The organism is Streptomyces sp. NBC_00846, assembly GCF_045207325.1.
GTDB lineage: Bacteria > Actinomycetota > Actinomycetes > Streptomycetales > Streptomycetaceae > Streptomyces.
The window spans coordinates 55,077-79,660 of record NZ_CP108846.1 but is presented as its reverse complement, the minus strand read 5'-3'; the positions used below and the strand labels follow the sequence as shown (position 1 = coordinate 79,660).

Annotated in this window: 22 protein-coding genes and 4 pseudogenes; 18 read left to right on the top strand and 8 right to left on the bottom strand. The window is 68.3% G+C overall.

Annotated elements, in window-relative coordinates; translation table 11 throughout:
• Positions 1–31: 31 nt before the first annotated feature.
• The gene (locus OG936_RS00425) at positions 32–157 is read right to left on the bottom strand and encodes a hypothetical protein (RefSeq protein ID WP_406491685.1); all 126 of its coding nucleotides are present in this window, start codon (positions 155–157) and stop codon (positions 32–34) included.
• A 394-nt stretch (positions 158–551) separates the two neighbouring features.
• On the opposite strand from OG936_RS00425, the gene OG936_RS00420 reads away from it, so the two are divergent.
• The 7 genes and pseudogenes from OG936_RS00420 to OG936_RS00390 all read left to right on the top strand — a co-directional run bounded on the left by OG936_RS00420 (position 552) and on the right by OG936_RS00390 (position 7,452).
• Positions 552–1,415: an IS5 family transposase gene (locus OG936_RS00420; RefSeq protein WP_406500278.1), complete on the top strand. Its 864-nt coding sequence runs from the start codon at positions 552–554 to the stop codon at positions 1,413–1,415.
• On the top strand, positions 1,412–1,780 hold the full coding sequence (locus OG936_RS00415) for a hypothetical protein (protein ID WP_406491683.1): 369 nt from the start codon (positions 1,412–1,414) through the stop codon (positions 1,778–1,780). The genes OG936_RS00420 and OG936_RS00415 overlap by 4 nt, the downstream gene beginning before the upstream one ends.
• Positions 1,781–2,250: 470 nt before the next feature.
• Complete coding sequence (locus tag OG936_RS00410; protein ID WP_406491682.1) at positions 2,251–2,634, top strand: hypothetical protein; 384 nt, start codon at positions 2,251–2,253, stop codon at positions 2,632–2,634.
• Between the two features lie 20 nt (positions 2,635–2,654).
• Positions 2,655–3,659, top strand: a complete 1,005-nt coding sequence (locus OG936_RS00405; protein WP_406491681.1) for an IS3 family transposase — start codon at positions 2,655–2,657, stop codon at positions 3,657–3,659.
• 606 nt (positions 3,660–4,265) lie between these two features.
• Positions 4,266–5,732, top strand: coding sequence for a group II intron reverse transcriptase/maturase (ltrA, locus tag OG936_RS00400; protein WP_406491680.1), 1,467 nt, complete (start codon positions 4,266–4,268; stop codon positions 5,730–5,732).
• Positions 5,733–5,971: 239 nt separating this feature from the next.
• Positions 5,972–6,286, top strand: a complete 315-nt coding sequence (locus OG936_RS00395; RefSeq protein ID WP_406491678.1) for a hypothetical protein — start codon at positions 5,972–5,974, stop codon at positions 6,284–6,286.
• Between the two features lie 83 nt (positions 6,287–6,369).
• Positions 6,370–7,452, top strand: a pseudogene (locus tag OG936_RS00390) (IS630 family transposase).
• A gap of 22 nt (positions 7,453–7,474) precedes the next feature.
• Here the strand turns inward: OG936_RS00390 and OG936_RS00385 are convergent.
• Together OG936_RS00385 and OG936_RS00380 are read right to left on the bottom strand one after the other, a co-directional pair.
• Positions 7,475–7,804, bottom strand: a complete 330-nt coding sequence (locus OG936_RS00385; protein ID WP_406491677.1) for a helicase associated domain-containing protein — start codon at positions 7,802–7,804, stop codon at positions 7,475–7,477.
• A gap of 48 nt (positions 7,805–7,852) precedes the next feature.
• The gene (locus OG936_RS00380; protein WP_406491676.1) at positions 7,853–9,031 is read right to left on the bottom strand and encodes a DUF418 domain-containing protein; all 1,179 of its coding nucleotides are present in this window, start codon (positions 9,029–9,031) and stop codon (positions 7,853–7,855) included.
• A gap of 436 nt (positions 9,032–9,467) precedes the next feature.
• Here OG936_RS00380 and OG936_RS00375 point away from each other — a divergent pair, with 436 nt between their 5' ends.
• The 3 genes from OG936_RS00375 (at position 9,468) to OG936_RS00365 (ending at position 11,994) form a co-directional block, all read left to right on the top strand.
• Positions 9,468–9,956, top strand: a complete 489-nt coding sequence (locus tag OG936_RS00375) for a hypothetical protein (RefSeq protein ID WP_406491674.1) — start codon at positions 9,468–9,470, stop codon at positions 9,954–9,956.
• 49 nt (positions 9,957–10,005) lie between these two features.
• Positions 10,006–10,302 (top strand): hypothetical protein, encoded by a 297-nt coding sequence (locus OG936_RS00370; protein WP_406491673.1) that lies wholly within the window; start codon positions 10,006–10,008, stop codon positions 10,300–10,302.
• A gap of 234 nt (positions 10,303–10,536) precedes the next feature.
• Complete coding sequence (locus tag OG936_RS00365; RefSeq protein WP_406491671.1) at positions 10,537–11,994, top strand: IS701 family transposase; 1,458 nt, start codon at positions 10,537–10,539, stop codon at positions 11,992–11,994.
• Between the two features lie 77 nt (positions 11,995–12,071).
• Here OG936_RS00365 and OG936_RS00360 read toward each other — a convergent pair whose 3' ends face one another.
• Together OG936_RS00360 and OG936_RS00355 are read right to left on the bottom strand one after the other, a co-directional pair.
• A complete protein-coding gene (locus OG936_RS00360; protein WP_406491670.1) occupies positions 12,072–12,614 on the bottom strand; it encodes a GNAT family N-acetyltransferase in 543 nt (180 codons plus the stop codon).
• A gap of 49 nt (positions 12,615–12,663) precedes the next feature.
• Entirely contained in the window at positions 12,664–12,996 is a 333-nt protein-coding gene (locus OG936_RS00355; protein ID WP_406491668.1) for a hypothetical protein, read from the bottom strand.
• Between the two features lie 324 nt (positions 12,997–13,320).
• Between OG936_RS00355 and OG936_RS00350 the strand changes: the two genes are divergently transcribed.
• The 4 genes and pseudogenes from OG936_RS00350 to OG936_RS00335 all read left to right on the top strand — a co-directional run bounded on the left by OG936_RS00350 (position 13,321) and on the right by OG936_RS00335 (position 17,244).
• Positions 13,321–14,538: an IS110 family transposase gene (locus tag OG936_RS00350; protein WP_406491666.1), complete on the top strand. Its 1,218-nt coding sequence runs from the start codon at positions 13,321–13,323 to the stop codon at positions 14,536–14,538.
• Positions 14,539–14,877: 339 nt separating this feature from the next.
• The gene (locus OG936_RS00345; RefSeq protein WP_406491664.1) at positions 14,878–15,642 is read left to right on the top strand and encodes a DUF899 family protein; all 765 of its coding nucleotides are present in this window, start codon (positions 14,878–14,880) and stop codon (positions 15,640–15,642) included.
• Between the two features lie 357 nt (positions 15,643–15,999).
• A pseudogene (locus tag OG936_RS00340) lies at positions 16,000–16,435 on the top strand (relaxase domain-containing protein); the annotation flags it as partial.
• A gap of 89 nt (positions 16,436–16,524) precedes the next feature.
• Positions 16,525–17,244 (top strand): IS6 family transposase, encoded by a 720-nt coding sequence (locus OG936_RS00335; RefSeq protein ID WP_406491663.1) that lies wholly within the window; start codon positions 16,525–16,527, stop codon positions 17,242–17,244.
• Positions 17,245–17,463: 219 nt separating this feature from the next.
• On the opposite strand, the gene OG936_RS00330 is transcribed toward OG936_RS00335, so the two are convergent.
• Positions 17,464–19,356 (bottom strand): SMI1/KNR4 family protein, encoded by a 1,893-nt coding sequence (locus OG936_RS00330; protein WP_406491661.1) that lies wholly within the window; start codon positions 19,354–19,356, stop codon positions 17,464–17,466.
• Between the two features lie 886 nt (positions 19,357–20,242).
• Between OG936_RS00330 and OG936_RS00325 the strand changes: the two genes are divergently transcribed.
• The 3 genes and pseudogenes from OG936_RS00325 to OG936_RS00315 form a co-directional block, all read left to right on the top strand.
• Positions 20,243–20,644, top strand: a complete 402-nt coding sequence (locus tag OG936_RS00325; protein WP_406491659.1) for a hypothetical protein — start codon at positions 20,243–20,245, stop codon at positions 20,642–20,644.
• Positions 20,645–20,814: 170 nt separating this feature from the next.
• Positions 20,815–21,795, top strand: a complete 981-nt coding sequence (locus tag OG936_RS00320) for an ankyrin repeat domain-containing protein (protein WP_406491658.1) — start codon at positions 20,815–20,817, stop codon at positions 21,793–21,795.
• Between the two features lie 34 nt (positions 21,796–21,829).
• A pseudogene (locus tag OG936_RS00315) lies at positions 21,830–22,275 on the top strand (dihydrofolate reductase family protein); the annotation flags it as partial.
• Between the two features lie 88 nt (positions 22,276–22,363).
• Here the strand turns inward: OG936_RS00315 and OG936_RS00310 are convergent.
• Both OG936_RS00310 and OG936_RS00305 read right to left on the bottom strand, forming a co-directional pair.
• Positions 22,364–22,798 (bottom strand): transposase, encoded by a 435-nt coding sequence (locus OG936_RS00310; RefSeq protein ID WP_406491657.1) that lies wholly within the window; start codon positions 22,796–22,798, stop codon positions 22,364–22,366.
• Entirely contained in the window at positions 22,785–23,702 is a 918-nt protein-coding gene (locus OG936_RS00305; protein ID WP_406491655.1) for an IS110 family transposase, read from the bottom strand. The genes OG936_RS00310 and OG936_RS00305 overlap by 14 nt, the downstream gene beginning before the upstream one ends.
• Before the next feature lie 390 nt (positions 23,703–24,092).
• Between OG936_RS00305 and OG936_RS00300 the strand changes: the two are divergent.
• A pseudogene (locus OG936_RS00300) lies at positions 24,093–24,584 on the top strand (IS5 family transposase); the annotation flags it as partial.

Below are 24,584 nucleotides of genomic sequence, written 5' to 3'. Positions count from 1 at the left end.
CACCGCAACGCTTCGTCCCGTGGCCGATCACCTACCCGGCGTCCAGTTGGAAGGTCCAGAGCACCAGCCCATCCCGACGGTAGACGGCGACCCTCGATGGCGGCTGCTTCCCGGCGGCGACGAAGTGGTCCCTGATCTCGTCGACCGTGCCGGGCAATCCCGCCTCGGTACTCTCCGGGTCGGTCCCGCCGGCTGCCAGTACATGGTCAGCTCCCAGTGGCGGCCCCTGCCGCTGCTGCGTGGCGCAGTGGGCTCGGCCTCAAGGTTCAGCCCGTCGAGGAGGCCGAGGATGACGTTCATGTCGCGGCCGTCCATAAGCGCGAAGTTCTCTTCCACCAGGGTCTCATCCATGCACGCTCACTACCCCCGTGCGCGAACCGATCAACCCGTGACAGGCACGATCGCAACGCAGCGGGGCGGGACGCTGATATCCGCTGCTGCCGGACCAGATCATCTGAGTGGACGTTAAGTCCGATCTTCATCGGTTCGTGATCGCTCGATCGTGTGACTGATTGCAGTACGGGGCTGGCGTTGGGCATGGACATGCTGGGATTCGGGGCAGGGACAGAGAGCCGTATCCGAGCGACTTATCGGACGAGCAGTGGGCCTTGCTGGAGCCAATGATCACGGGCTGGAAGCAGGACCGAGTGGCACGGTCGGCGACCGGTGACCGGGGATCCTGTGACCTGCGGGAGGTCGTGAACGCGATCTTCTATCAGAACCGGACAGGCTGTCAGTGGCGCTACCTTCGCCATGACCTGCCGTCCTGGTCGGCGGTGTTCTACTACTTCAGCCTGTGGCGCGAGGACGGCCTGGACCAGCGGATCCAGGAACTCCTGCGCTGCCAGGTGCGGGAGAAGGCCCGCCGATTAGAGGACCCGTCCCTCGTGATCGTCGACACCCAGTCCGTGCGTGCGGCTGCCGGTGTCCCGAAGACCACGACGGGACTGGACGTCAACAAGAAGGTGTCGGGCGTCAAGCGCGGGCTGGCCGTGGACGTCCTGGGACTGGTCATCGGCGTGGTCGTCCTGCCGGCCTCCGCCCACGACAACGCCGCCGGCATCGCCCTGCTCGACCAGGCCGCCGAGAAGTGCGGGAACCGGCTGGAGAAAGCCTTGGTGGACCAGGGTTTCAAGGACGAGGTCGTCATCCACGGCGTGCTGAACGACATCGACGTCGAGATCGTCCGCCGCAACCCCGCCGACCAGGGCAAGGGCTTCGTCCCGCAGCCCAAGCGGTGGATCGTGGAACAGGTCAACGGAACCCTGTTGCTGCACCGGCGCCTGGCCCGCAAGGACGACCACCGGCCCGACACCTCTGCCTCACGCGTCTACTGGGCCTCCACCGCGAACATGACCCGCCGCCTGACCACACCGAGCCCCGCCTGGCGCGACGGTCTCGGGCTGGCCGCGTGAACGTCACCGAACTCCTCGCCGACCTCCGGTCCCAGCACGAGGCGGCCACCGCCCGTGCCGGGGAACTCCAGGGGCAGATCGACCACCTCACCGCCGCCCTGGCCGAGACCGAGGCCCGACTCACGGAGCTGGACATCGCCCGGAAAGTCATTGCGGAAGCCGCCCCGGCAGCAACCGAACCCGACCCGCCTCAGACCGAGACGAGCACCGCCTACCAGGTGTTCCGGGCCCGTGAACTGCACGAACTCCTCGACCTGCCCACCGACGAGGTATCCGTCAACATCACCCGAAGCCGCCTCGCACGCCTCCTCCGCCAAGGCTTCCTCACCCAACCCGGACGAGGCCGCTACCAGAAACGGACTTAACGTCCACTGAGAGTTGCGGGCTCCACCAAAGCGATCAGGAACCCAGGCGCGATCACGTTGCCGCGTGAGACCGTCTACGGCCGGCGCCCTCCGAGAGGGCGCCGGCCGTAGAGCCGGTTGCCACCATCGTTTCCGTGAGCCACTCGGTCTGACTCCCACCGCGCCTGGGGTAGCGAAGGATGTCCTTTGATTCCTTCGTCGGGGTAGCTGTCACGGCGCGGGGAGCCTGCGGGCTGCGAGGAACAGCCAGGAGGAGAAGACCGTTTCCCTCAGCGTCCGGGTTCGGAACGCGGATCGGCTCGGTACGGGACGGGTGGGGCCGTGTTGTTCGCGATCACCCGACGAATCCGCCTCAGGTGGTGGTCATCGAGGTCGACGTCGAAGACCCGGCTCCCTCTCTGTCAGCCTTGGGTGAGACATCCCGTTCTGCGGGGTTCGCCTGAGAGGGCACGACAGGAGAACCGTCCCTTATGGCCGGCACAGAGCCCGTCGGGTCCGAGCCGGCGCCGAGGTCGAAGCGCCGCACTTTCACCTCGGAGTACAAACTGCGGATCGTCGCAGAGTACGACTCCGCGCCCAGGAACGAGAAGGGCGCGGTCCTGCGCCGGGAACGCCTCTACCACTCGCATGTCAAGGAGTGGCGGGCCGCCCGGGATGCCGGGGCCCTGGAAAACCTGGTCGACCGCCGAACGAGCCCGGCCCGTGCGAAGAAGTCCGCCGCGGAGGTGGAGAACGAAAAGCTGCGGCAGCAGGTGGAGCGCTTGCAGAAGGACCTGGCACGGAACAAGGCCGCACTCGAGGTGATGGGAAAAGCTTCCGCGCTCTTGGAAATGATCTCCGAGAGCGCGGACTGAAGCCTGCCGCCGACCCTGTCGTGGACGAGGCGTTCACCGGCGTCGAGGTTCAACTGGGCATCACGGCCGCCTGTCGGCTGACCGGCCGCTCCCGCGCCACGCACTACCGCCGGCTCCGGCCCCCACCACCACGCAGAACACGTGCCCCGCAGATGCAGCCGTCGGCCCTGACGGCCGAAGAGCGGGCTGCGGTACTCGAGTTGATGAACGGCGACGAGTACGCCGAGCTGGCGCCCGCGCAGATCTGGGCCCGCGAGCTGGATGCCGGGCGCTATCACTGCTCCGTCTCGACGATGTACCGGATCCTGCGCGAGCAGGATCAGTCCGGTGAGCGCCGACGGCAGGCCACCCATCCCGCCAAGGCGGTGCCCGAGCTGGTCGCCACCGGCCCGTCGCAGGTGTTCACCTGGGACATCACCAAGGCGGCCGGACCGGTCAAGGGCGTCTGGTATCACGCCTACGTGATCATCGATATCTTCAGCCGGTACATCGTCGGCCACACCGTCGAGCGAGCCGAGTCGGCGCTGCGGGCCGAGGAGTTGATCCGCGAGACCATCGCCCGCAACGGCATCGTGCCCCAGACCGTGCACGCGGACCGCGGCACCTCGATGACGTCGAAGAAGGTCTCCCAACTACTGATCGGTCTGGGGGTGACGCGGTCGCACTCGAGGCCGAAGGTCTCCAACGACAACCCTTACAGCGAAACCCATTTCAAGACCACCAAGTACATGTCCGACTACCCCGAGCGGTTCGATTCCCTGGCCCACGCCCGCGAGTGGTTCGACGCATTCATCGCGTACTACAACGACGAGCACCGGCACTCGGGCATTGGATGGCACACGCCCGCCAGCGTCCACTTCGGCACCGCCGAGGAGGTCCGCGACCAGAGAGCCGTCACGCTCGCCGAAGCGTTCGCCCGCCACCCCGAACGCTTCGGTCGCCGCCCCGCACCGCCCGAGATTCCCCAGCAAGCGTGGATCAACGACCCCGCCAAGCGCAGGGAACCCGCACCACAGATCTCATAGCGTCACAAACGTCTCACTGGACTTGAAATCTTCGTGCGCCGTGCAAAGCGCTGCTTGACCGAGTGGAGGTGGAAGACCTGCACCGCGAGCCCCGTCGTAGCGGGGCGAGCGTAGCTGACGGCAGCCTGAACCGAGAGGCGTCGAGCCGGGACGGTCCAGCACTGCCAGATGGGTCGGGTCCGGCGAGCGAGACGCAGAGGTGTACGAGAGGAACCGGCGTTTACGTCCCGTAATGAGTCACCGGCTCGAACCTGGCGGATCTGGGCCGGATGGCGGTGCGCAACCGCTTCCGCAGTACGGGAGCGGGGAACTCTCGGGCAGGTCTGTAGATGCAGGCCCGGGAGGCCACGGTGAATGCCTGCGGCGTAACCGTGGCGATGCCGCCGGGACAGAGTCGGGCACCTCCTGCGACGAACGGTCAGCAGTGAACACGGGAACCCTCCCGCATCCGTCACGAGTCCGCGCCGCCAGCGCGGAGTTCGAGGCTGGACCCACCGTCGGTCGACCGGTGCGGGAGGGGGCGGAGCCGCCGTAGTACTCAGAGCCGGGGAGAGCCCGGAGCAAGGGGAAGGGCGGCAGTAGTTCCATGAAGGGAAGGATGCTGTAATGCCAGAAGACGCGCCGCCGAACGGCGGCGCTCCGGAAGGAGATCCCTCAGCGGGGCCCTTCGGCCGGGTACTGGAGATGCAGGCCAAGCTTCACCGTTGGGCGGTGGCCGACCCCGGCCGCCGGTTTGACGACCTGTTCAATTTCGTTCATGACCCGGCGACGCTCATCGTGGCGTTCGACCGGGTCGCGGGCAACCAGGGAGCCCGAACCGCCGGCGTGGACGGTGTGGCCGTCACCGACGTCGAGCGGGATATTGGAGCACCCGGGTTCCTGGACGGTCTGCGCTCGGACGTGAAGTCCGGCGCGTTCCGGCCCCTGCCGGTGAGGGAGCGCAAGATCCCCAAGCCGGGCGGGTCGGGAAAGGTTCGCAGCCTCGGTATTCCCACGGTGGCGGACCGGACCGTTCAGGCCGCGCTGAAGCTGGTGCTGGAACCCATCTTCGAGGCCGACTTCCTGCCGGTCTCCTATGGGTTCCGGCCCAAACGGCGGGCTCAGGACGCGATCGCGGAGATCCAGCGTTTCGGCTCCAAGGGATATCACTGGGTGCTGGACGCCGACATCGAAGCGGCCTTCGACAACGTCTCCCATCGCGCCGTTATGGGCGCCGTGCGGAAACGGGTCAAGGACAAGCGTGTCTTGGCGCTGGTCAAGGCGTTCCTCAAGGCAGGCATCCTCAATGAGGACGGCCAGCGAAGGGACACCCACACCGGCACCCCGCAGGGCGGCATCCTCTCCCCGCTGATCTTCAACGTCGCGTTGTCGGCGCTCGACGAGCACCTGCACCGCGACTGGCTGCCCGGCGGGCGGATGGATGGCCAGTACCCGCGTCGCAAGCGTCGTCGGCATGGCCTGCCCAACTGGCGAATTGTCCGCTACGCGGACGATTTCGCGATCATGGTGCATGGCTCTGCCGAGGATGCGGCGGCCCTCCAGGGCGAAGTAGCCTCCGTGCTCGAACCTTTGGGGTTGAGGCTGTCACCAGCCAAGACCCGAATCGCGCACATAGAGGACGGGTTCGACTTCCTCGGGTTCCGCATCCGGCGGCGCCGCAAACGGGGAAGTAACAAGTGGTACGTCTACGCGTTCATCGCCGCGCGGCCCGTCCGCTCGGTGAAGGACAAGATCCGTGCCCTGACCCGCAGGACGTCACAGGCTGACCCCAGGGAAGTGCTGATCCGGCTCAACCAGATCATGCGCGGCTGGGCCAACTACTTCCGGCATGCCGTCGCGAAGCACACGTTCCGCATGCTCGGGGCCTTCCTCTGGCATCGCGTGATCATGTGGCTCAAGACAATGCACCGCTGGTCTTGGAAGGACGTCCGCAGCCGGCTCCTTGGCCCTCACGGGTCATGGCTGCCGATCACTGCGGACGGGGTCGAACTGATCAACCTGGCGCGGACACCGGCGATCACCCGGTACCGCTACCGGGGCGACACGATCCCCAGCCCCTGGCCCACAGCCTGACAACCAGTCCGACGAGAGGAACTGTGGAGAGCCCGGTACTCGGAGACGGGTACGCCGGGTTCGGAGAGCGGCCTGGAGAAACGGGCCGGTGGCAACACCGGAACCGCGCTTCAGGCCGACTCAACCGGCTCGGCACGCCCTTGGCCTCCGCCATGCAGAGAACGAGAACCCCACCTCTGTGGTTGGCTGGTGCCGTGACCGCATTGGTTCGCCGGGTGGGATCCGGCAGGATCTTGTGCATGTTCGAAGAGAAGCTCGAAGCGCTCTCGCAGGTGATGGCCGAGCACATGGCCATGCCGTTCCCGCCAGGCTTCCGAGGCCTGGACATCGAGGACCAGGACATGGTGATGCTGGATGCGGACTCTTACGGCTACGCCCTGGGCGTTCTCAACGGCCCGCTCGACGAACAGCGCGGTGAAGGGTTGATCCGGCTGACGGCGGTGTTCGAGAAGGTTCTCCCGGCGATCGACGACGAGTACGCGGCCAGGTACTACATGCACGTCCGCGACATGGCTGTGCTGGCAGCCGAAGGCGAGACTCTGCGCGAGAAGTAGCCCTCCGACCGGGAACGTTCGCCCGGCTCGTGGTCGCGGCGGTTGGATGTGCGCGATGACGTCCGATCCGACCGTTGGAGGCGATGGCCGAGCCTGTCCGTGCGCGCAGGTTAACCGGCCAGGAGGGGCAGAAACTGCAGCAGATCGTGCGCCGGGGCAGCACCAGTTCGGTGCGGTTCCGGCGCACGATGATGCTGCTGGCCTCGGCCGGCGGGAACCGGGTCCCGGTGATCGCGAAGCTGGTCCAGGCTGACGAGGACACCGTCCGCGACGTGATCCACCGGTTCAACGAGATCGGCCTAGCCTGCCTGGACCCTCAGTGGGCGGGAGGCCGTCCCCGCCTGCTCAGTGCTGACGACGAGGACTTCGTCATCCAGACGGCCACCACCCGCCCGACCAACTCGCCGCCTACCTGCGCCGCGTGCATGGCCGTGTGATCCGGATCGGCCGCGAGGCGTTACGGCGCCTGCTCGCCCGTCGCGGCGTCACCTTCCAGCGCACCAAGACCTGGAAGGAGTCGCCAGACCCCGAGCGCGATGCCAAGCTGGACCGCATCGAGGCGGTTCTGGAGCGCTTCCCAGACCGAGTGTTCGCGTTCGACGAGTTCGGGCCGCTCGGTATCCGGCCCACCGGCGGGTGTGCTGGGCCGAGCAGGGCCGACCCGAGCGGCACCCCGCGACCTACCATCGCACCCACGGCGTCCGGTATTTCCACGGCTGCTACTCGGTGGGCGACGACAAGCTCTGGGGCGTCAACCGCCTCAAGGAGGGCGCCGACAACACCTTGGCCGCGCCGAAGTCGATCCGGGCAGCCCGCCCGGACGGCGCCCCAATCTACGTCACCCTGGACAATCTGTCCGCCCACAAGGGCGACAAGATCCGCCGCTGGGCGAAGAAGAACCGGGTCGAGCTGTGCTTCACCCCGACCTACGCGTCCTGGGCCAACCCGATCGAAGCCCACTTCGGACCACTACGGCAGTTCACCATCGCCAATTCCAACCGCCGCAACCACACCGCACAGACCCGGGCCCTGCACGCTACCTGCGCTGGCGCAATACCAACGCTCGCCACCCTGACGTGCTGGCCAAGCAACGTTGGGAACGTGCCCGCATCCGCAGTGAGAAAGGCATCCGCTGGGGCGGACGCCCTCTCAAGATCGCGGCCTGACCAACCCGGCGAACCAATGCGGTCACGGCACCAGCCGCTCTACGTGGGCCCTGGGGGCCGTCACAGAGCCCGTACGCGCCCTTGTACTGCGCCGCCAGGGCCACCAGCCAGAGGCCCCCTTGGACGGCTTCGCGGGCGCTTCCTGCTCCGGTGGAAGCAGCATGACACCGAGCTGCTCCAGGCGCTCACGGTGCCCGTCCATCAGCCCCTGCCAGACCTCGTGCTGGCGCCGCCGATCCAGCCACCGGCCGACGTCCATCCCGTGCACGGTGACACCAGGCGCCACATACGCGAGCGCGCTCTCGTTCACGAGCATCTCCCGCACCGCGGCGAAGCACGCGACCACGCACATCGACGGCAGGCTGACAGCCGCCCTCTACCGGTCCAGCCGGTTCTGCGCTCAGCGGATGTGCCGGGCCAGGCCCGTCGCCTTGGCCATCATCCATTCCAGTGGTCCGCGCTGCTGGAAGCGCGACCAGACGGTCGCGGACACCAAGGCGGCCGCGATGAAGCCAAATAGAACATACAGGGGCGATCCTGGTAGTTCCTCGATGCCCAGGAACCGGATGCCGACGAGGTGGAAAACGTACGCGGTCAGCGACATGGAACCGACTGCGATGACCGGCCGGGCCAGGAACCGGAGCCGCGGGAGGGCGTCCGTCGCGGCCAGACACGCGGTCACTACCATGATCGCCACACCGGTGTTGCCCAGGATCGACAGGGTGGTCTCACTGTGCGGGGAGGCAGCCAGCAGCCAGGCGGGGGTGTCACCGGACGGATAGCCCGCGATGTCGGACCACCACGCGCTCGCCCCACCCGCGCCGATGGCGTCGGCGGCGCCGGGAGCGACGTGCAGCGCCAGCCAGGAGCCTCCGTAGCCGGTGATCATGAGGACGGCACCCGAGAGGGCCAGGCGTGTCCGGACAGCGGTGGCAGCCAGGTCCAGGCGGGCCACGGCCATGCCGGCGATCACGAACGGGATCCAGGTCAGGGCCGGGTAGGTGCCGGTGAAGAGCAGCGAGACGATGCCGTCGGGCTCACCGGGCGAGCGGACGCCACTGTCGCCGATCGCCTGCTGCACCACGTAGAGCACCTGCGGCAGGACGAGGGCCGTTCCCACGGCGATCGCCGCCAGGGGGCCAGCGCCGAGCCGGTACAGCGGCAGTACGAGCAGGAAGTACAGGCCGTAGAAGGCGAGGATCACGTCGACCGGGATGCCGCTCATGGTCAGCACGGTGCCCAGGGCCAGAAGGATCACGGCCCGGATCACCACCTTGGCCACTGCCTGACGCCCGGCCCGGCCCGTCTTCGGCGTCACACGCCCGGTGATGAAGACAACGGCGAAACCCGCCAGGAAGGCGAAGAGAGCGGAGGATCTGCCGTGGGCCAGCTCCATCAGGAAGCCGATCGCACCGCCCTGGTCAGGGTCGGGCCCCACATGAGCCGCGTACATGCCGAACACCGCGAGTCCGCGGGCCAGATCCAGTCCGATCAGCCGACCCGCCGGTACCTTTCCGCTGTCGCGCACGGGGGCCGGGGCGTCTACCACAGGAGCTGCGACGTCTGAGTACTGTGTCATGCCTTCCAGGTTTGAGAGTGGGCTGATCGCCGGGTGACCGGCAGATGTCCGGGCCGCCCCGCCATCCGGCGGAGGCCCACCTGCGCCGGGTGTCCGGAGCCGCTGCTCGCGGAGCCGCCCCGGTCATCTGGGGCTTTGGGCTCGGTGCAGCAGGCATGGACAGCCATCGGCGCGTGTACTTCGAATGTACAGACGGCGAGGCGGAACGTATGTGATCCGGCTCTCGGTGGGGGCCTGAAACTGGCGACCTCGCGTAATCGAGAGGCGCGTATTCCTCACCAGTTGAAGCCTCTCGGTCACCGTGTGCGGTCACCGGGGGCATGGTGGCGCCAGGTGACCGCCTTCGGCGGTTGACCACCTGCATGGCGAGGACCGTCACCAGATCAGCGCTCCCTATGGGGCCACGCGCGAGGTAACGCCCGGCAAGAGCCCGGTCATGGAGATCGCGGGTTATGTTGCCGCTTGCGACTGTTTCAGTGATCTTCTCTTCCTCGTCGGCGGCGGTGATGTCGAGAACCACGAGGCCGGGCTCGTCGATGTGCTGGGCGTCGATCGTCATGCCGAATCTAACGCGGCGATCGCCTGGCAGGGTTCGCCGACGCCGTGCACACCATCCATACGAGCGAGGCGAGGCCCGCCCTCCGGGGCGTTGGTTGACGGCACCGCCTGCCCCACGCCCGGCGGCGGGGCGGCGTCGCAGAGACAGAAGTTCAGGGGACGTCGCCGACCCAGTCCAACCGGCAGGGCTCGCCAAGGCGGGCTTTGTAGTCGGCGCGGCCGCCGGTCCCGGTCCCAGCAGAACCGCATCGGCAACGCGGCCGCGCGCCGTGACGCGCGCGCTCTGTCCCGGGTGGTGGGAGCCGGCCGCCTGGCCGACCGGGGTGCAGTGCTCGGTGTGCGGCACTCCAACGCCTGGCTGTGGTGACGATGTCGGGCATCGTCCACCGAGTGGACCGCACGATGTTCTGCATCCGGTGCACGACGCCCGTCATCGGATGCTGTGCATCGAGTGGACTCCACTCGGTGGGCTCCACTCCCGTGCGCACCGGCTGACGGTGGACTCCACTCTCGTGCGCACCACGATCCGGCACCGCACCGGTGCGCACCACCCGACGATGCCGGGCACTCTCGCGCGCACCCGGTGCGCCGCCTCGATGTCCCCGGCGGAAGGCACCCTGCGCTGCGCCCAGGGCCGCGCCCGGCTGGTCCGCGCCTTGTGCGGGCGGCTGGACCGGCTCGCGCAACCCCCGCCAGCCACGGGGGTTTCCTGAAGCTGCCGAATGCCCGGGCAGGACCACGGTCCCCGGGTGCGCGGCGTATCGTGTCCGTCCGGACCCCGGACGGACAGTACTACTCGATCCGACACGAGAGGGGCCACCACCATGACCACCGTCATCCAGCCCGCCGCCGTCGCGAACCGGGCTAGCGGTGGTTTGTTGACGGCGGGTCAGGGTCGTAGTAGGCCGGTAGCAGAGGAACGTCGCCTCGCCGCCTGGGGGCTTGTGATGACTCGCCGTCTGCCATGTCCGCCCGCTCCGGGCCCGCTGGAAGCCTACGCCGCGCGCTTCGATGACCTGCTCTCGACGTTGGCACAGCGCCGCGGGTTCCGCGAGTACCTCGCGGGACTGCTGCTGCCGCGGGACCGGAACAAGACCCTGACCTGCCTGGCCGGCGCCGAACCCGTCGTCGGGGCCCAGCACGCCTCGGTACAGCGGCTGCAGTTCTTCCTGTCCGAGTCGACCTGGGACCACGAGCAGGTCAACGCCCGCCGACTGGAACTGCTGCTGACCGATCCCGCGACCGCCCCGCACCCAGGCGGGGTGCTGGTGATCGACGACTCGGGCGACCGCAAGGACGGCAAGGCGACCGCGCACATCGGCCGCCAGTGGCTGGGCCGGCTGGGCAAGACCGACAACGGCATCGTCACCGTGACCACCTGCTGGGCCGACGAGAACCTCTACTACCCGCTGCACGCCGTGCCCTACAGCCCCGCCCATCACTTCCCCAAGGGCAAGAGCGACCCCGGCTTCCGCACCAAGCTGCAGATCGCCGCAGAACTGGCCCGCACCGCGAAGGCTGCCGGGGTAGCCTTCCGCGCCGTGGCCGCCGACTGCGCCTACGGCGACCAGGACGGCTTCCGCAGACAACTCGACGCGGCAGGACTGCCATTCGTCATGGCCCTCAAACCGAGCCACGGCACCTGGGCCTACGGCAAGGACGCCTACACCCCCGTCCATGCCGCCCACGCCTTGACCTGGACGGACCCCGAGCACCCGGGTGACTGGACCTCCGTCGAGCGCACCTTCCGCGACGGACACACCGAGACCTGGTGGGCCGCCGACGCCCGCCTCGGCTGGTGGGGACCCGACGGGAACGTCCGTCTCGTCGTGGCCACCACCGACCCGGCCACCCTTCCCCCGCAAACCACCTGGTACCTGGCCACCGACCTGCCCCGCCCCGGCGGACCCCGCGAGGCCGACAGTTCCGAACCGGCCGCCGACCTGCATGAAGTCGTCCGGATCTACGGCATCCGACACTGGATCGAGCAGAGCTACAAGCAGATCAAGGACGAACTGGGCTGGGCCGACTTCCAGGTCCGTTCCGATACCGCCATCCGCCGCCACCAGACCCTGGTGAACTGCGCGTTCTCGTTCTGCTGGGACACCTGGTTCGCTCAACCTCCGGACCGGGAGCCCGCCGTCGTCCCCACGGCCCCGCCGACTGTCACAGCGGTGGGGCCGGCTGAGAGGGGGCCCCAGCAGACCCCACCAGCCCCAACCGGCCAGCTGGCCGCAGGCGATTCGCGCCGTCCGGGCCTGGCTCGACCCCTGGACCACCCTCCAACGCTGCTGGCGAGCCTGGAGCAACGCACCCCCGCCACCCGAACTTCAAGCCCTGATCAACGCCGTCGGCGCAGGCCACCCACTCGATCTCTACTCCCCGGTCTAACAAACCACCGCTAGTGCTGCGCCGCGCATGTTGGTGGAGGGGTGCTTGTGGCTGGGCGCTCCGGCGAGGCGCTGTGTGGCGTGCTCAGGGGTCAGTGGTCACCTGGGCGTGCTGGGGTGTCATGGGCCCAGGTGTGCAGGATGAAGGCCCGGCCTTTCCCCTCGACTCGTTCTGGCCCGTCGTTAGTGAGGCGGAACTCCAGGTCGCGTGCGACAGCGATGCTGGGGGCATTGTCAGCCTCGATTTCCAGCAGGACGCGGGGCAGTTCCAAGATCTGGTGGGCGTAGTCGGTCATGAGCTGCGCGGCACGCAGGGCCAGGCGTTGTCCGCGGTGGGCGGTGCCGACGCCATAGCCCATGGTGCCTCGGGAGAGGTTGAGCAGCACTTCGCCGAGGGGTTTGCGGCCGTCGGTCGTGATGGCGAGGTGGAGACGTTGCCCCTCGGCTCGGGTGCGGTGGATCATCTCCAGATACTCGCGTGCCGCCTTCATGTCGAAGGGCGAAGAGAGCGGGGTGCGGTCAGCGATTTCGGGCTCGTCGAACAGCTCGACCATGGCTGGCAGGTCCGCGTTCTCCCACTCCCGCAGTATGAGATCGTGGCCGGCCAACCGCACGGGCGAGACGGGCAGCAGCATGGAATCCTCCCGGTGACGGACCGCCACGTGGGCGGTTCGGTCTCAGTGGTCAGGGTGTGGGGTCGCCGAGGTAGAGGCCGCAGGCGCAGTCGAGGGCTTCTTCGGGGGATCCGAAGGGGAGTCCGGTGGGCAGGAAATTGTCCTGGTACGTGCCTTGGCTGGCGAGGTAGAGGACGAAGCCCCAGGTGTGCGGGACACCGGTGAAGCGGAAGCGGCACAAGGGCAGTGGGTCTTCCTCGCCTGGCAGTTGGCCTGTCACGTAGGCGAATCCGGTGCGGAAGCGGACCTGGACGCCGCTGAGCTGCGGCCAGCGTTCCCTGGCGCGGGTGTTCAGGCGCTGGCGCAGGTGGTGCTGCATGGACTCGGGAGGGTTCTTCGGCACGGGGACTTTCGCGTTTCCGCAGGTCAGCGATCCAGTGCACCTTCGGTGCGCGCCGGGGGCGTGGTAAATGCCGTGGCGTGCGCCGGAGGTGCTTCTGTCTGCCCTGACGTGAGCTGATGCCGGTTGGGGAACCTTGGGGTGTCCGTTCCGGCCGAAACCGATGCCTCTGTGATGCCAGCGAGCTCGCAGGTCAGCGTGGTGCTGGGGGCCTTCCACGGGAACCGTGGAGTGTTGCTGCGAAGCACGTGCGTCAGAATTCCTGATTCACCCTGGCCCTCCCGGAACGGCGTTGCCCGGCTGTCCGGAGAGGGAGGGAGCAAGACCGTGGACGTGCTGCACGAACGCTGCGTGGGCCTCGACATCAGCAAGAAGGACGCCAAGGCGTGCGTCCGCCCCCCGAGTACGAAGCGGCGGGGGTCTTTCACGACCGAGACCACGACGTGGGGATCGACAACGAACGCGGTCCTCGCCCTGCGCGATCACCTGCTTGCCGCACAGGTGACGCTGGTGGTGATCGAGGCGACCTCGGACTACTGGAAGCCCTTCTACTACGTGCTGTCCGAGGGCCTGAACGTGATCCTGGTCAACGCCCGGCAGGTCAAGAACCTGCCGGGCCGCAAGACGGACGTCTCGGACGCGGCCTGGCTGGCCCAGCTCGGCGCCCACGGCCTGGTCCGGCCCTCCTTCGTGCCGCCCGAGCCGGTCCGCGAACTACGCGACCTCACACGCGCCCGGACCACCGCCACCCGTGAACGAGGCCGTGTGGTCCAGCGGCTGGAGAAGCTGCTGGAGGACACCGGCATCAAACTCTCCGCGGTCGCCTCCGACATCATGGGCGTCTCCGGCCGGGCCATGCTCGAAGCCCTCATCCGCCGCGAAGCCGACCCCCAGGTCCTCGCGGACCTGGCCAAACGCAAGCTCCGCAACAAGATCCCCGAACTCACCGAGGCCCTGACCGGACGCTTCCGCGAACACCACGCGTTCCTGACCCGCCTGCACCTGAACCACTACGACCAGCTCACCGGACGCATCGAAGAGGCGATGGCACCCTTTCGTGACGCCCTCGACCTGCTCGACACCATCCCCGGCATCAACCAGGCCACCGCGGAAGTAATCATCGCGGAGACCGGCGGGGACATGACCCGGTTCGCCTCCGCCAAGCACCTCGCATCCTGGGCCGGGGTCTGCCCCGGCCACCACGAGTCCGCCGGCCGCACCAAGAACACCAAGGTCCGGCCCGGCAACCCCTACCTCAAAGGCGCACTCGGCCTCGCGGCATTCGGCGCCGTGAGAACCAAGGACACCTACCTGCAGGCCCGTTACAAACGGCTGACCGCCCGCCGCGGCCCTCTCAGGGCACTGGTGGCCGTCGAGCACTCGATCATCACCGCGATCTGGCACATGCTGACCGACAACGTCTCCTACCAGGAACTCGGCGGCACCTACTTCACCCAACGCGACCCCGAACGCGCCACCCGCCGGGCCATCAACCAGCTCAACCAACTCGGCTACACCCTCAACCCGAGGGAGACCGCCGCCTGACCGACAAACCCCGCACACCCGGCGGCCCTCCGCGACCACCGGGCACCCACCCCTGCCCACACCCCATCTGACCAGGCTCTATTTACGCGTCAGAGGTATGGCGAAAAGCCTGCGCGGCTGACGCTCTATCAGAAACTGGCCGCTGTCGTACGCCGCTGACCAGCGTGAATCGAGCCGCGTCGCGCTCGGCCCCGATAAGGATGTGATCCTGGAGTCCCTCTACGACTCGCTCGGAGTCGGTGACCATGCCTGGCGAAACAGGCTGAGCAGAGCAAGTGACGACATCATGTTCGCCTTGGCAGCGGACGTCGGCCGGCGAAGGGACGAAAGGACAAGGTCATGACTGATCAGGAGAACAGGACGGCCGACCGCGCGTTGGCGTTGCCGGCGGTGGCCGACCGGGCCACCTTCCAGGCAGAACTGGACAAGCTGCGGGTGCGGGAGAAGGCGCACACCCGGGAAGGTGACGCGATCGCTGCGGCCCGACGGCGCCTGCCCATGGTCGAGGTGGCCGCCGATCTCGAGCTGACGGGGCCCGACGGGCCGGTCACTCTGCTCGAAGCGTTCGAAGGGCGCGGCCAGCTCATCGCCTACTACTTCATGTGGCACCACGGCCACCCCGCGGCCGAGCAGTGCGAAGGCTGCACGTGGGTCACCACCCAGGTTGAGGAGCTATCCTACCTTCACTCGCGCGACATCACCTACGCGGTCTTCTGCCAGGGCCCCTACGAGGCAAGCCGCCGCTACCGCGACTTCATGGGCTGGGACGTGCCGTGGTACTCGGCAGTCCCCTCCCAGGACGTGCTCCTGGTCGGACGCCATGTCGGCATGATGCACCTCGTGTGCTACCTACGGGACGGCGACCGCATCTTCGAGACCTACTGGACGACCCTGCGCGGCGTAGAGGCCATGGACTACAGCTATGCACTCATGGACCTCACCGTGTACGGACGTCAGGAGCTGTGGGAAGACTCACCCTCCGGCTGGCCCCGCGTTCAGGGCACGCCCGCCGATCACGTCCGACTGCGGAGCAACGGACGCCCCATCCCTCAGTGGTCACGACTCGAGGCTGGCCGTTCCGACGACCTCACACCGAGGCCCTGACGCTCAAGCGGCCACGCAGGGCCGGAGGGGTCGGCGATGACCGTGCAGCCCGGGGCGATCTCCGTGTAGCCGCGCGTCGCGGACCACCGGGAGGCCCGCGGCCAGACATCGCGGCGCCTGCAGCGGCCGCAAACCAGCGCTCACCCCCCAAGCAGGCGCAGGTCAGGGGCTACTTCGTTTGTCTTCTCGGCGAAACCTGCTGGGACCCTGACCTGCGCCGATGCCGAGGCCGCGTCTCCGGCGAGCAACCGCGGCACCAAAGGATTGCGCACGCCCGGCCGACGGAACGAGTGCGCATCGAGCCTGGATTCCGGCGTTTCCGCAGGAAGCGGTGCGCACGAAGACGTGGACCCTACAGCGTGGGAGCCGCGCGAGGCGACGCCCGGCCGACGGCCGGTCATGGAGATTGCCGGCATCGACCAGCGGCTCATCGGCTGGCAGTCGACCCGCCGTCAGCAGATCGCCGACGCGATGTCTGTCCTCGTGGCCGACTACGAGGAGAAGCAGGGGCACCCGCCGGGGGAGCGGGCCTCCTACGCGCTGGACTGCCAGGCCGCCGACCGGACGCGCCCGCCGAAGCGCACGGTGCTGTTGTCGCTGACCGAGCTGCGTGAGCGATGGCGGGCCTCGGCGATCCGGGCCTACGGTGCCGACGTCATCGACCGGTTGGCGGAGCGGGCGCGGGTGGCGGCCGCGGCAGTGTGGGCGCGGGCGCGAACCAGCCGTCGACGTCGCCCTGGCCGCCGTCGAAACCGTCGCCGAGGTGTACGTGATGCGCGGCGCGTTCAAGCGCCGGACCCCAGGAGGAGTCGCGTGGGCACTGTCACGTTGGCTGACCGGGTGGGATGATCTTCGGGTTGATCACGGTGGAGGGGGTTGTCCGTGGGCAGTACGCCGCCGTCGTACAAGGGGCACCGGTACCCGGTCGAGGTGATCTCCCACTGCGTCTGGCTGTACTTCCGCTTCCCGTTGTCATTCCGTGCGGTGGAGGAGCTGATGCTGCAGCGCGGCGTCATCGTGTCCTACGAGACGATCCGCCGGTGGTGTCTGAAGTTCGGGCAGCCCTACGCCAACGCGCTGCGCCGCCGATGTCCCCGCCCCGGCGACAAGTGGCATCTTGACGAGGTCTTCATCACGATCAACGGCGAGCAGAAGTACCTCTGGCGCGCGGTCGACCAGGACGGCAACGTGCTGGATATCCTCGTCCAGAACCGGCGCAACAAGGCTGCGGCCAGGCGCTTCTTCCGTCGGCTCCTCAAAGGAATCGGGGCCGTGCCGAGGGTGATCGTCACGGACAAGCTCCGTTCCTACGGAGCGGCCCACAGCGAGGTGATGCCCTCGGTCGAGCACCGCTCCCACAAAGGCCTGAACAACCGGGCCGAGAACTCCCACCAGCCAACGAGGCAGCGCGAACGCGCCATGAAAGGCTTCCGCAGCGTCGGAGGAGCTCAGAGATTCCTGTCCGCGTTCAGCGGCATCTCACCCCACTTCCGGCCACGCCGGCACCGGAGGACCGCCCGCGACCACCGCACCGAGATGACCGTCCGCTTCGTGATCTGGGACCAGATCACCGGCGCCACCGCCCCGCCCACCGCAGCGTGACCCAGGCCCCCGCCCAACCCCCACACGCCCTCAACCGATCAACACCCCACCAACGTGACAACGCCGCTCGCTCTATGCGTGGACACTCGGCACTCACCCACCAGCCCTGGCTCGTTGCCGTGGCGACAGCCACATTGACCGGGCTCCCTCACCCCGCACTATTCCCGGTAGTTCCCGTGGTCCCGGCGTGGCCAGCCCGCGCCGGGCGGCGCGTCTTCGTCACCGCCCGAAGCGGATCGTGGTGTACCCGTAGGCCTCGCCCTCCCGCGGCGCACGGTTCCAGGACCGTGTGGTCAGTTGCGGCAGTACGCCCTCGACTAGGGCGTGCCGGGGCAGGGACAGACCGAACTCGTCCTGCACGGCGGCCAGCAGGCACCGCTCGCGGTCCGCCTCGCCGACGCCGTGCAGGCCCCGTTCCGGATCGAGGGTCCCGGGCACCGGCCCCGAGCGTTCGACGTCCGTGCCGCGCAGCGTGTACGCGTACAGTTCCTCGCCCCGCTCGGCGACCGACAGGTGGAACACCGTCAGGCGGCCGTCGCGAGCGCGGCGCGCCCATAGCACCACCGCGCGTCCACCGCGCGAGGCGGCGGCGGCCAGGGACACGAAGAAGTTCCCGGGCGCCGACATCCGCGGGGCCGCGTCACAGGCGAACGCCCACCCAGAGCCCGTCCGGCCCACCGACACCACGGCCCGGTCCTCCCACGGCGCCGAATCGTCCCACTGCCCAGGGCCGTGGTGGAACCGCCCGGCACGGCGGCCGGGCGGAGCGGTCAGGCCCGCGCACCCGTCCTCCCCGACCAGGCCGGGCAGCGCTTCCGGTTCCGTGCCCTCCACCCACAGGCACCGGTAGGAGTCGTGCGGGGCGTTCCACCGCGGAGTGTCCGCCAGCCAGCACAGTCCCGGCGGATCCAGGTCCGGCACCGGATCGGGCACAGGGCCCGGTCGGCCGGCCCGAGGCGTGGCCAGCAGCTCCAGGCCGCGTTCCCGCGTCACCACCGGACCCAGTACAGGGTCCGCCAGCAGACCGAGCGGCGCCAGCAGGTCCGGCCCCGGCTGCGACCACAACGGCAGCGCGGCACGGATCATGCGCCACGCCGCGTCCGTGTCCCCCCACCTCGCCGACTCCCGCGCCTCGGCCACCGCCCGTCCGAAGGCACCGTCCGACGCATAGCGGTAGGAACCGTCGCGCACCTGGGCGAGGATCGCGTCCGCGCCCGCCGTGACGCCGTCGTCGGTCTCGGTGCCCAGCACGAACCGGCGGGGCAGGACGCCGGAACGGTTGTCCCGCAGGTGCGCGGCGGCCATCACGGGCACCAGCTCGCCCGTGTAGCGCGGATCGGCGACGAGCTCACCGAAGCCGTAGTACCCGCCGCCGCGCGACAGCACCTCCAGCTGCCGCAGCATGCTCCGGGCGCAGGGCCGTCCGTATCGCTCCGCCTCGGTGAGCAGCTCCTGGGCACTCTCCCACCTCCCGCTCAGGGCCTCCCGCCGCGCGCGCTCCACGTCGGCGTCCAGGGCCCGGGTGGTGTCGTTCACGAAGCCGGGACTGCCCGCCCGGGCGGAGTGGAAGTCCTGGTACATCCGCTGCATGTAGGCGCGGAACGACGGGTACCGATCCGGCGGTTCGCCGCTCCACCCCTTGTAGACGTAGAGAGCCCACTCGCCGTCCTCGTCGGTGTCGCCCGGGTCCAGCAGGGCGTAGGACATGTCCGAGTCGGTCTCCAACTGCAGTGCCCGCCGCCACATCCCGGCCAGCAGCACCTCCTGCTCGGTCGAGTGCTCGGTCAACCCCTCCTGGTAGATCGCGGTCAGCTCAAGCGGATCCCCGAACCAGTCGATCTCGTGAGCCGCGCCCAGCCGGTAGATGGACCCCTTGTCGAGCCGCCAGCCGTTGCTGGCCCCGAGGAACTGCCGGTAGGACGGAGGGAGCCGGGTGCCCAGGCGTTCCTCGGCGGCGGTTATCTCCGCCTCGGCCGCGGGCGCGGCGGAGAGGGCAAGGCCGGCGAGGGTGAGGCCGCCCTCCGCCAGGTCCTCCACATCGTCCTCGTCCGGGATCCATTCCTCCTGCCAACGACGGAAGAACTGCTGCCAGTCAAAGCGGTTCTCGATCACGGGCCGATTGTGGCAGCCGCCACCGACAGCCGGCCCCGCTTCGCGCTCCTGACTCCGTTCCGCCAGCGCGCACAACACGAGGCCGCAGGCTGCCATCTGAGCGCCCTTCGGGCACTGCTCCGACGGGGGGAGGGTCGTTTCGTACTCGGAGGCGCCCAGTGGGCCGTACGGCGACTTCTTGACCGGCAGCCGTTCCGTACGCGCCTCGGTCCGGCCGCTGGGGTCGGGAGGGAGATATGGCGACTGGGCGGATGGTCGAGCGCCGCCCGCTGGGCGCCGGCCCGCACCACCGCGCGGACCGCAGCCGCTCCCGGCCGACGCCGCCTGGGCCCCGGCGCCAGGAGGCCTTGCCCGCCGCCCGGTCGGCCCCGGCGGCGGGTCGCCCTAGGAGTAGCCGCGAGGCGGCGCGCACGCCGTCTGGGTCCGCTGCAACGCTGGCTACAACCGCTCTGGCCTCGTCATCGCGCAGACCCTCATCGAGCTGGGTTGGGAAGCGACGACAGCCATCGAGGCCATACGGCAGGAACGATCCCCCTTGGCCCTGAACAACCAGATCTTCGAGGAGTACCTCATCACCGGCCTTGCCGTTGCCTACCTCCTCGCCGACCTGAACTCGCCAACCTGACCGGATCGAGGAAAGAACAAGCTCAGCGGCGGTGGAGCTTCGTACGCGACCGCTGCTGTATCGGATGGCGGTGATTGCTGTCAGTCGTATGCCGATACCGGTCAGTTGGGTGACGAAGGGCTGGGATATCTGGGACCAGGACGCCAAACCGTGTCGTCCAGTGCTTGTGGGACGGGGGCCGCCATGCCGAGAAGCCTTGACCAGGATCGTGTGGGCGGTCCAGCCGCCGTGTTCCCGCCCCGGTTGGGGCGGGAGGCGGCGATGCCCCGGCTGCTGAACCTCGACGGGCGTGGAGAGCTGACGGCCGCGCATGTGCGCCTGGTGGCACGGGCATTGGGGAAATCGGAGCGGACGGTGTGGCGGTGGCTGGCCGCTGCCCGGGAGGATCACCGCCTCGCCCGGGTGGAGTCGTCCCATTTCACGGTCACCGCGGAAGTCCGGCGGCTGCTGGCGCTGTGGGGCGGTAACGCCTCCCGGGTCCACGCCGAGCTGGTGCAGCGGGCGGCCGAGGATCCGGACGCCCCGGCGGTGCCGTCGCTCTCCACGTTGCACCGGGCGATCCGCCGGGACCTGACCCGCGGTGAGCGGGCCGGTCTCAAGAGCGGGGAAGCGGCCCGGCGCGCGCATGACGTTGAGAACTCTCGCCTTCGTGCCAGCGCCTGACCTGCACATCTATCGCCCGGTGACAGCAGGCACGCACACCATCTCTCACTTCCAAGACAGCGAACCCCACCCCAAAAACCACCGCTGACCAGTGACAACACACCAACGCCGACTGTCTCTCACCACCACTGTCCCGAAACCGAGAGATCACAGTTTGCGATGATCACGGGATGAGTACGAGAGACTTCTGGCATCTCCAGAACTGGAACGATCTGGCATCTGTCAGGGCGCGGCTTGCGGGCGGGGAGTCTCCGACTGCCCGCTATGGGTCATTTGAGGAGACACCCCTGCATCTGGCGGCAGCGGCGGGCGCCGCTGAGGCGGTGACCGCGATGCTCGCCCACACGCGGGAGGTGGATATACCTGATGAACTGGGGCGTACGCCTTTGTGGTGGGCAGTCGAGCACCTGCAGGGGCAGACCGTGCAGGTGCTGCTGGAGTCGGGAGCCGATGCGTGGCGGCCGTGCGTGGATGAGTGGACACCGGGGCGGCTCGCCCTGACGACGGGCCTTGCACCCTTGGTAGAAGGCACGCCCGGGGCAGTGCCGTTGACGGTTGCGCAACGGGCCGAGCAGGCGCGGGCGGACCGGCTGATCAGCGTCTTCTCAGCAGAGAAGATCTACACCGAAGGCCTGGGAGTGACCTTCACCGATGTCATCGGTGAGGATGAGGTCATCCGTCGGCTCGGTGCCGATCCTGCGGAGTGCCCTGTATTCCAGCAGGATTCCAAGATGGACCAGATGGACCTGTTCGACGCCGGCGGGAACTATGCGGTTGGCGTCACGGGTACCGCGCTGGGCTGTATCATCAGCCAGCCCTTTTCGAATGAGCTGGACGACGATGAACTGGCCCGCAGGCTGGCGCCGGCCACCACCTACAGCCTCTTTTTCAACCCCAAGGGCGGCACCTCCGGCACGCTCTACCGCGACGGCACCAAGGTACTGCATGAGGAGATAGGTTCTCTGACACCGTTCGCGGATGATCCGCCGGAGCACTGGCTTTACCGCTTCTGGCAGCGACCCGGCATCACCTTCCCTTACGACGCCAACCTCCTCGCGTATGCCTGCGCGATGGGAGGCATCACCAAGGCAAACGGCAGGGACTGCTGGGCATTGAGCCGTGGACCGCGCCGTATCGTGCGGTGCCGTTGAGGTCTTGAGAAGCCGTATTTGCGATATCTCGGCCTGGGAGACCGCCGACCAGGATCCCTCGCTCGACGACTCCATGCTCGAGTGGGCCGCGCTCTGGAAGCCGCTGCCGAAGGTGGTGTTCTCCACCACGCTGTCGGTGGTGGAGGGCCATGCCCGCCTGGCTTCCGGCGGCCTGGCGGAGGAGATCGAGCGGTTGCGAGCCGAGCCGAGCCGGGGGGAGGGCGACATCGCGATCGGCGGCGCGGCTCTCGCCGCCGAGGCGGCCGCTTTGGGTCTGATCGACGAGTACCGGGCCAGGTCTACCCGGTGCTGGTGGGCGGTGGCATTCCGTTCTTTCCCCGGCGCGAGCGCCGGGTGGATCTCGAACTCGTCGAGACCCGCACCTTCAGCTCGAGAGTCGTCTACCTCCGCTACCGCGTGGCGCGCCAGCCGACTCGTCCTCCGAGCCCTGGGGAGAACGGGCCAGTCAGTGACGTCTGACCGGAAAACTCAACGGTCAGATGGGTACGGCGAGATAGCCCTTCGGCGGTGACGGCCGGGAGGTTCTCGTGGTGCGGTGCGGGCGGGGTCAGGCGGTTGCCGGGGTGAGGGTGACGTCGTGGCCGAGGGCCTTGAGCTGGCGGACGAGGTCGCGGCTCTTGCGGTGGGGGTCGAGGTTGCGGGTGTGGAAGTCGGCTCCGAAGTCGCGGTAGCGGGCGCTCGGGTCGTTCATGAGGTGCCAGACGGACACCAGGATCGAGCGGGCTACGGCGACCAGGGCTTTCATGTGGCCGCGGCGTTTGACGATCCGGCGGTAGCGGGCGCCGAGGAAGGTGTCCGTGCGGGCGGCGGAGATCGCCGCCTCACCGAGCGCGCCGCGGAGCCAGGGGTTGCCCTTGCCGGTGGGCCCGGAGGTGTTCATGTTGCCGGACTGCAGGGTGCGTGGGGAGAGCTTCGCCCACGAGACGAGGTGTCCGGCGGTGGGGAACACCGTCATGTCCAGGTCGATCTCAGCGAGGATCACCTGTGCGGTGCTCGGGCCGACGCCGGGGATCTCGTCGAGGCGTTCGATGTCGGTGATTGGTCAGGGTGCCCTGCCCGGGGCCCTGGTCGTCCTCGGTGGTGGACAGCTCGGCCAGGCGCACGGTGATACGGGCGGTGAGCTTGTCGATCTGCACGGTGAGGTAGTCGACGGTGTCCAGCAGCATCCGGCACATGAACCCGTGATGCTCCTCGAAACGGCCGGTCAACGATTCGGCCAGGGTGGCGTGGCTGGCCTTGATCGTGCCGTGGGCCAGATCCGCGAGGGCTTTCGGGCTGCGCTCACCGGCGATCAGCGCTTCGAGCATGGCGCGCCCTGAGACGCCGAAGATGTCGGAGATCACGGTGGACAGCTTGATCTGGGCGTCCTCCAGGAGCTTCTCGGTGCGCTGCTTGTGGCGGGTGCGCTCGTGCGTCATGACCGCCCGGGCCCGGGTCAGGTCACGCAGTTCACGGACCGGTTTCGGGGGCACGAAGGAGGGCCGGAGCATGCCGCGTTCGGTGAGTTTGGCCAGCCAAACCGCGTCCAGGCGGTCGGTCTTGGGCCGGCCGGGGACGTTCTTGACGTCCCGGGCGTTGACCAGCCAGCACTCCAGGCCGCGTGATTCGAGCAGGAAGAAGTAGGGCTTCCAGTACGTCGAGGTGGCCTCCATCACTACCCGGGTGACGCCCTGGAAGATCAGGTGGTCGGCCAGGTCCAGGATCGCGCCGCTGGTCGCGACGGTGTTGAAGACCCGCTGCACGCGCTTGCCGGGCTGGTCCTCGTGTGGCAGCCGCACGCAGACCATCCCGGACGCCTTGGCGATGTCGATCGCGGCGACCCGCGCCACGAGCTCTTCGGCCTGCTCGATCTCCTCGATGCCACCGCTGTCGTCGGTGTCCGTCATGCGCCACTCCCAGGTCTCGATCCGTACGGGATGACGCCTGCCTAGGGGGCCGCGGGGGAGCGAGAATCTGACCGTCGTGCTCGATGGCAACAGTGAGTGGCCCCTCTGCGGCCCCGGCACCAGACTGACCTACGGGCTCAACGTCCCAACAAGCTACCGGCATCGGCGGGCAGGCGCCGCAGCCATGTTTTCACGCCCGCAAGGCGTACCCGAAGGGAAGTAGCGAATTTTCGCAACGCTCGCACGCCTTTGCTGTGGTCTGTATTTCACAGCGTTGTAGTTGGCTGGGGTGCAAACGATATATCTGCACTGGCGCGCAAGGCTGCCGATGCATGTCAACGAAAAGGCGATCGACGCATGTACCGCAACGTAGCGAAACTGGTGCAGGGGCATCGCCCCGACGAGGCTCTCGGCCGGTCCAGGGGAGGTCTGACCACGAAAATTCATCTCGTCGGAGACGGCGGCTGCCGGCCCCTGGCGGTGCTGATCACGCCAGGGCAGTGGGGCGACGCACCTCAGTTGATCCCGGTCCTTGAGCGCGTTCGCGTACCACGGCCGGGTGGCGGTCACCCGCGCACCCGGCCTGATCACCTCAGCGGCGATAAGGCGTACTCATCCCGTCGTAACCGCCGGTACCTGCGCAGGCGCAAGATCAAGCACACCATTCCCGAACCGAGAAACCCGCGGGCCAACAGGCAGCACCGTGGCAGCCGGGGCGGTCGGCCCACCGACTTCGACAAGTCGCTCTACAAGCGCAGGAATGAAGTCGAGCGAACGATCAACGCCCTCAAGGGCTTCCGTGCCGTAGCCACCCGATTCGATAAGAGGGCATACATCTTCCACGGCACCGTGACCGTCGCAGCCATTCGCCTCTGGCTGCGC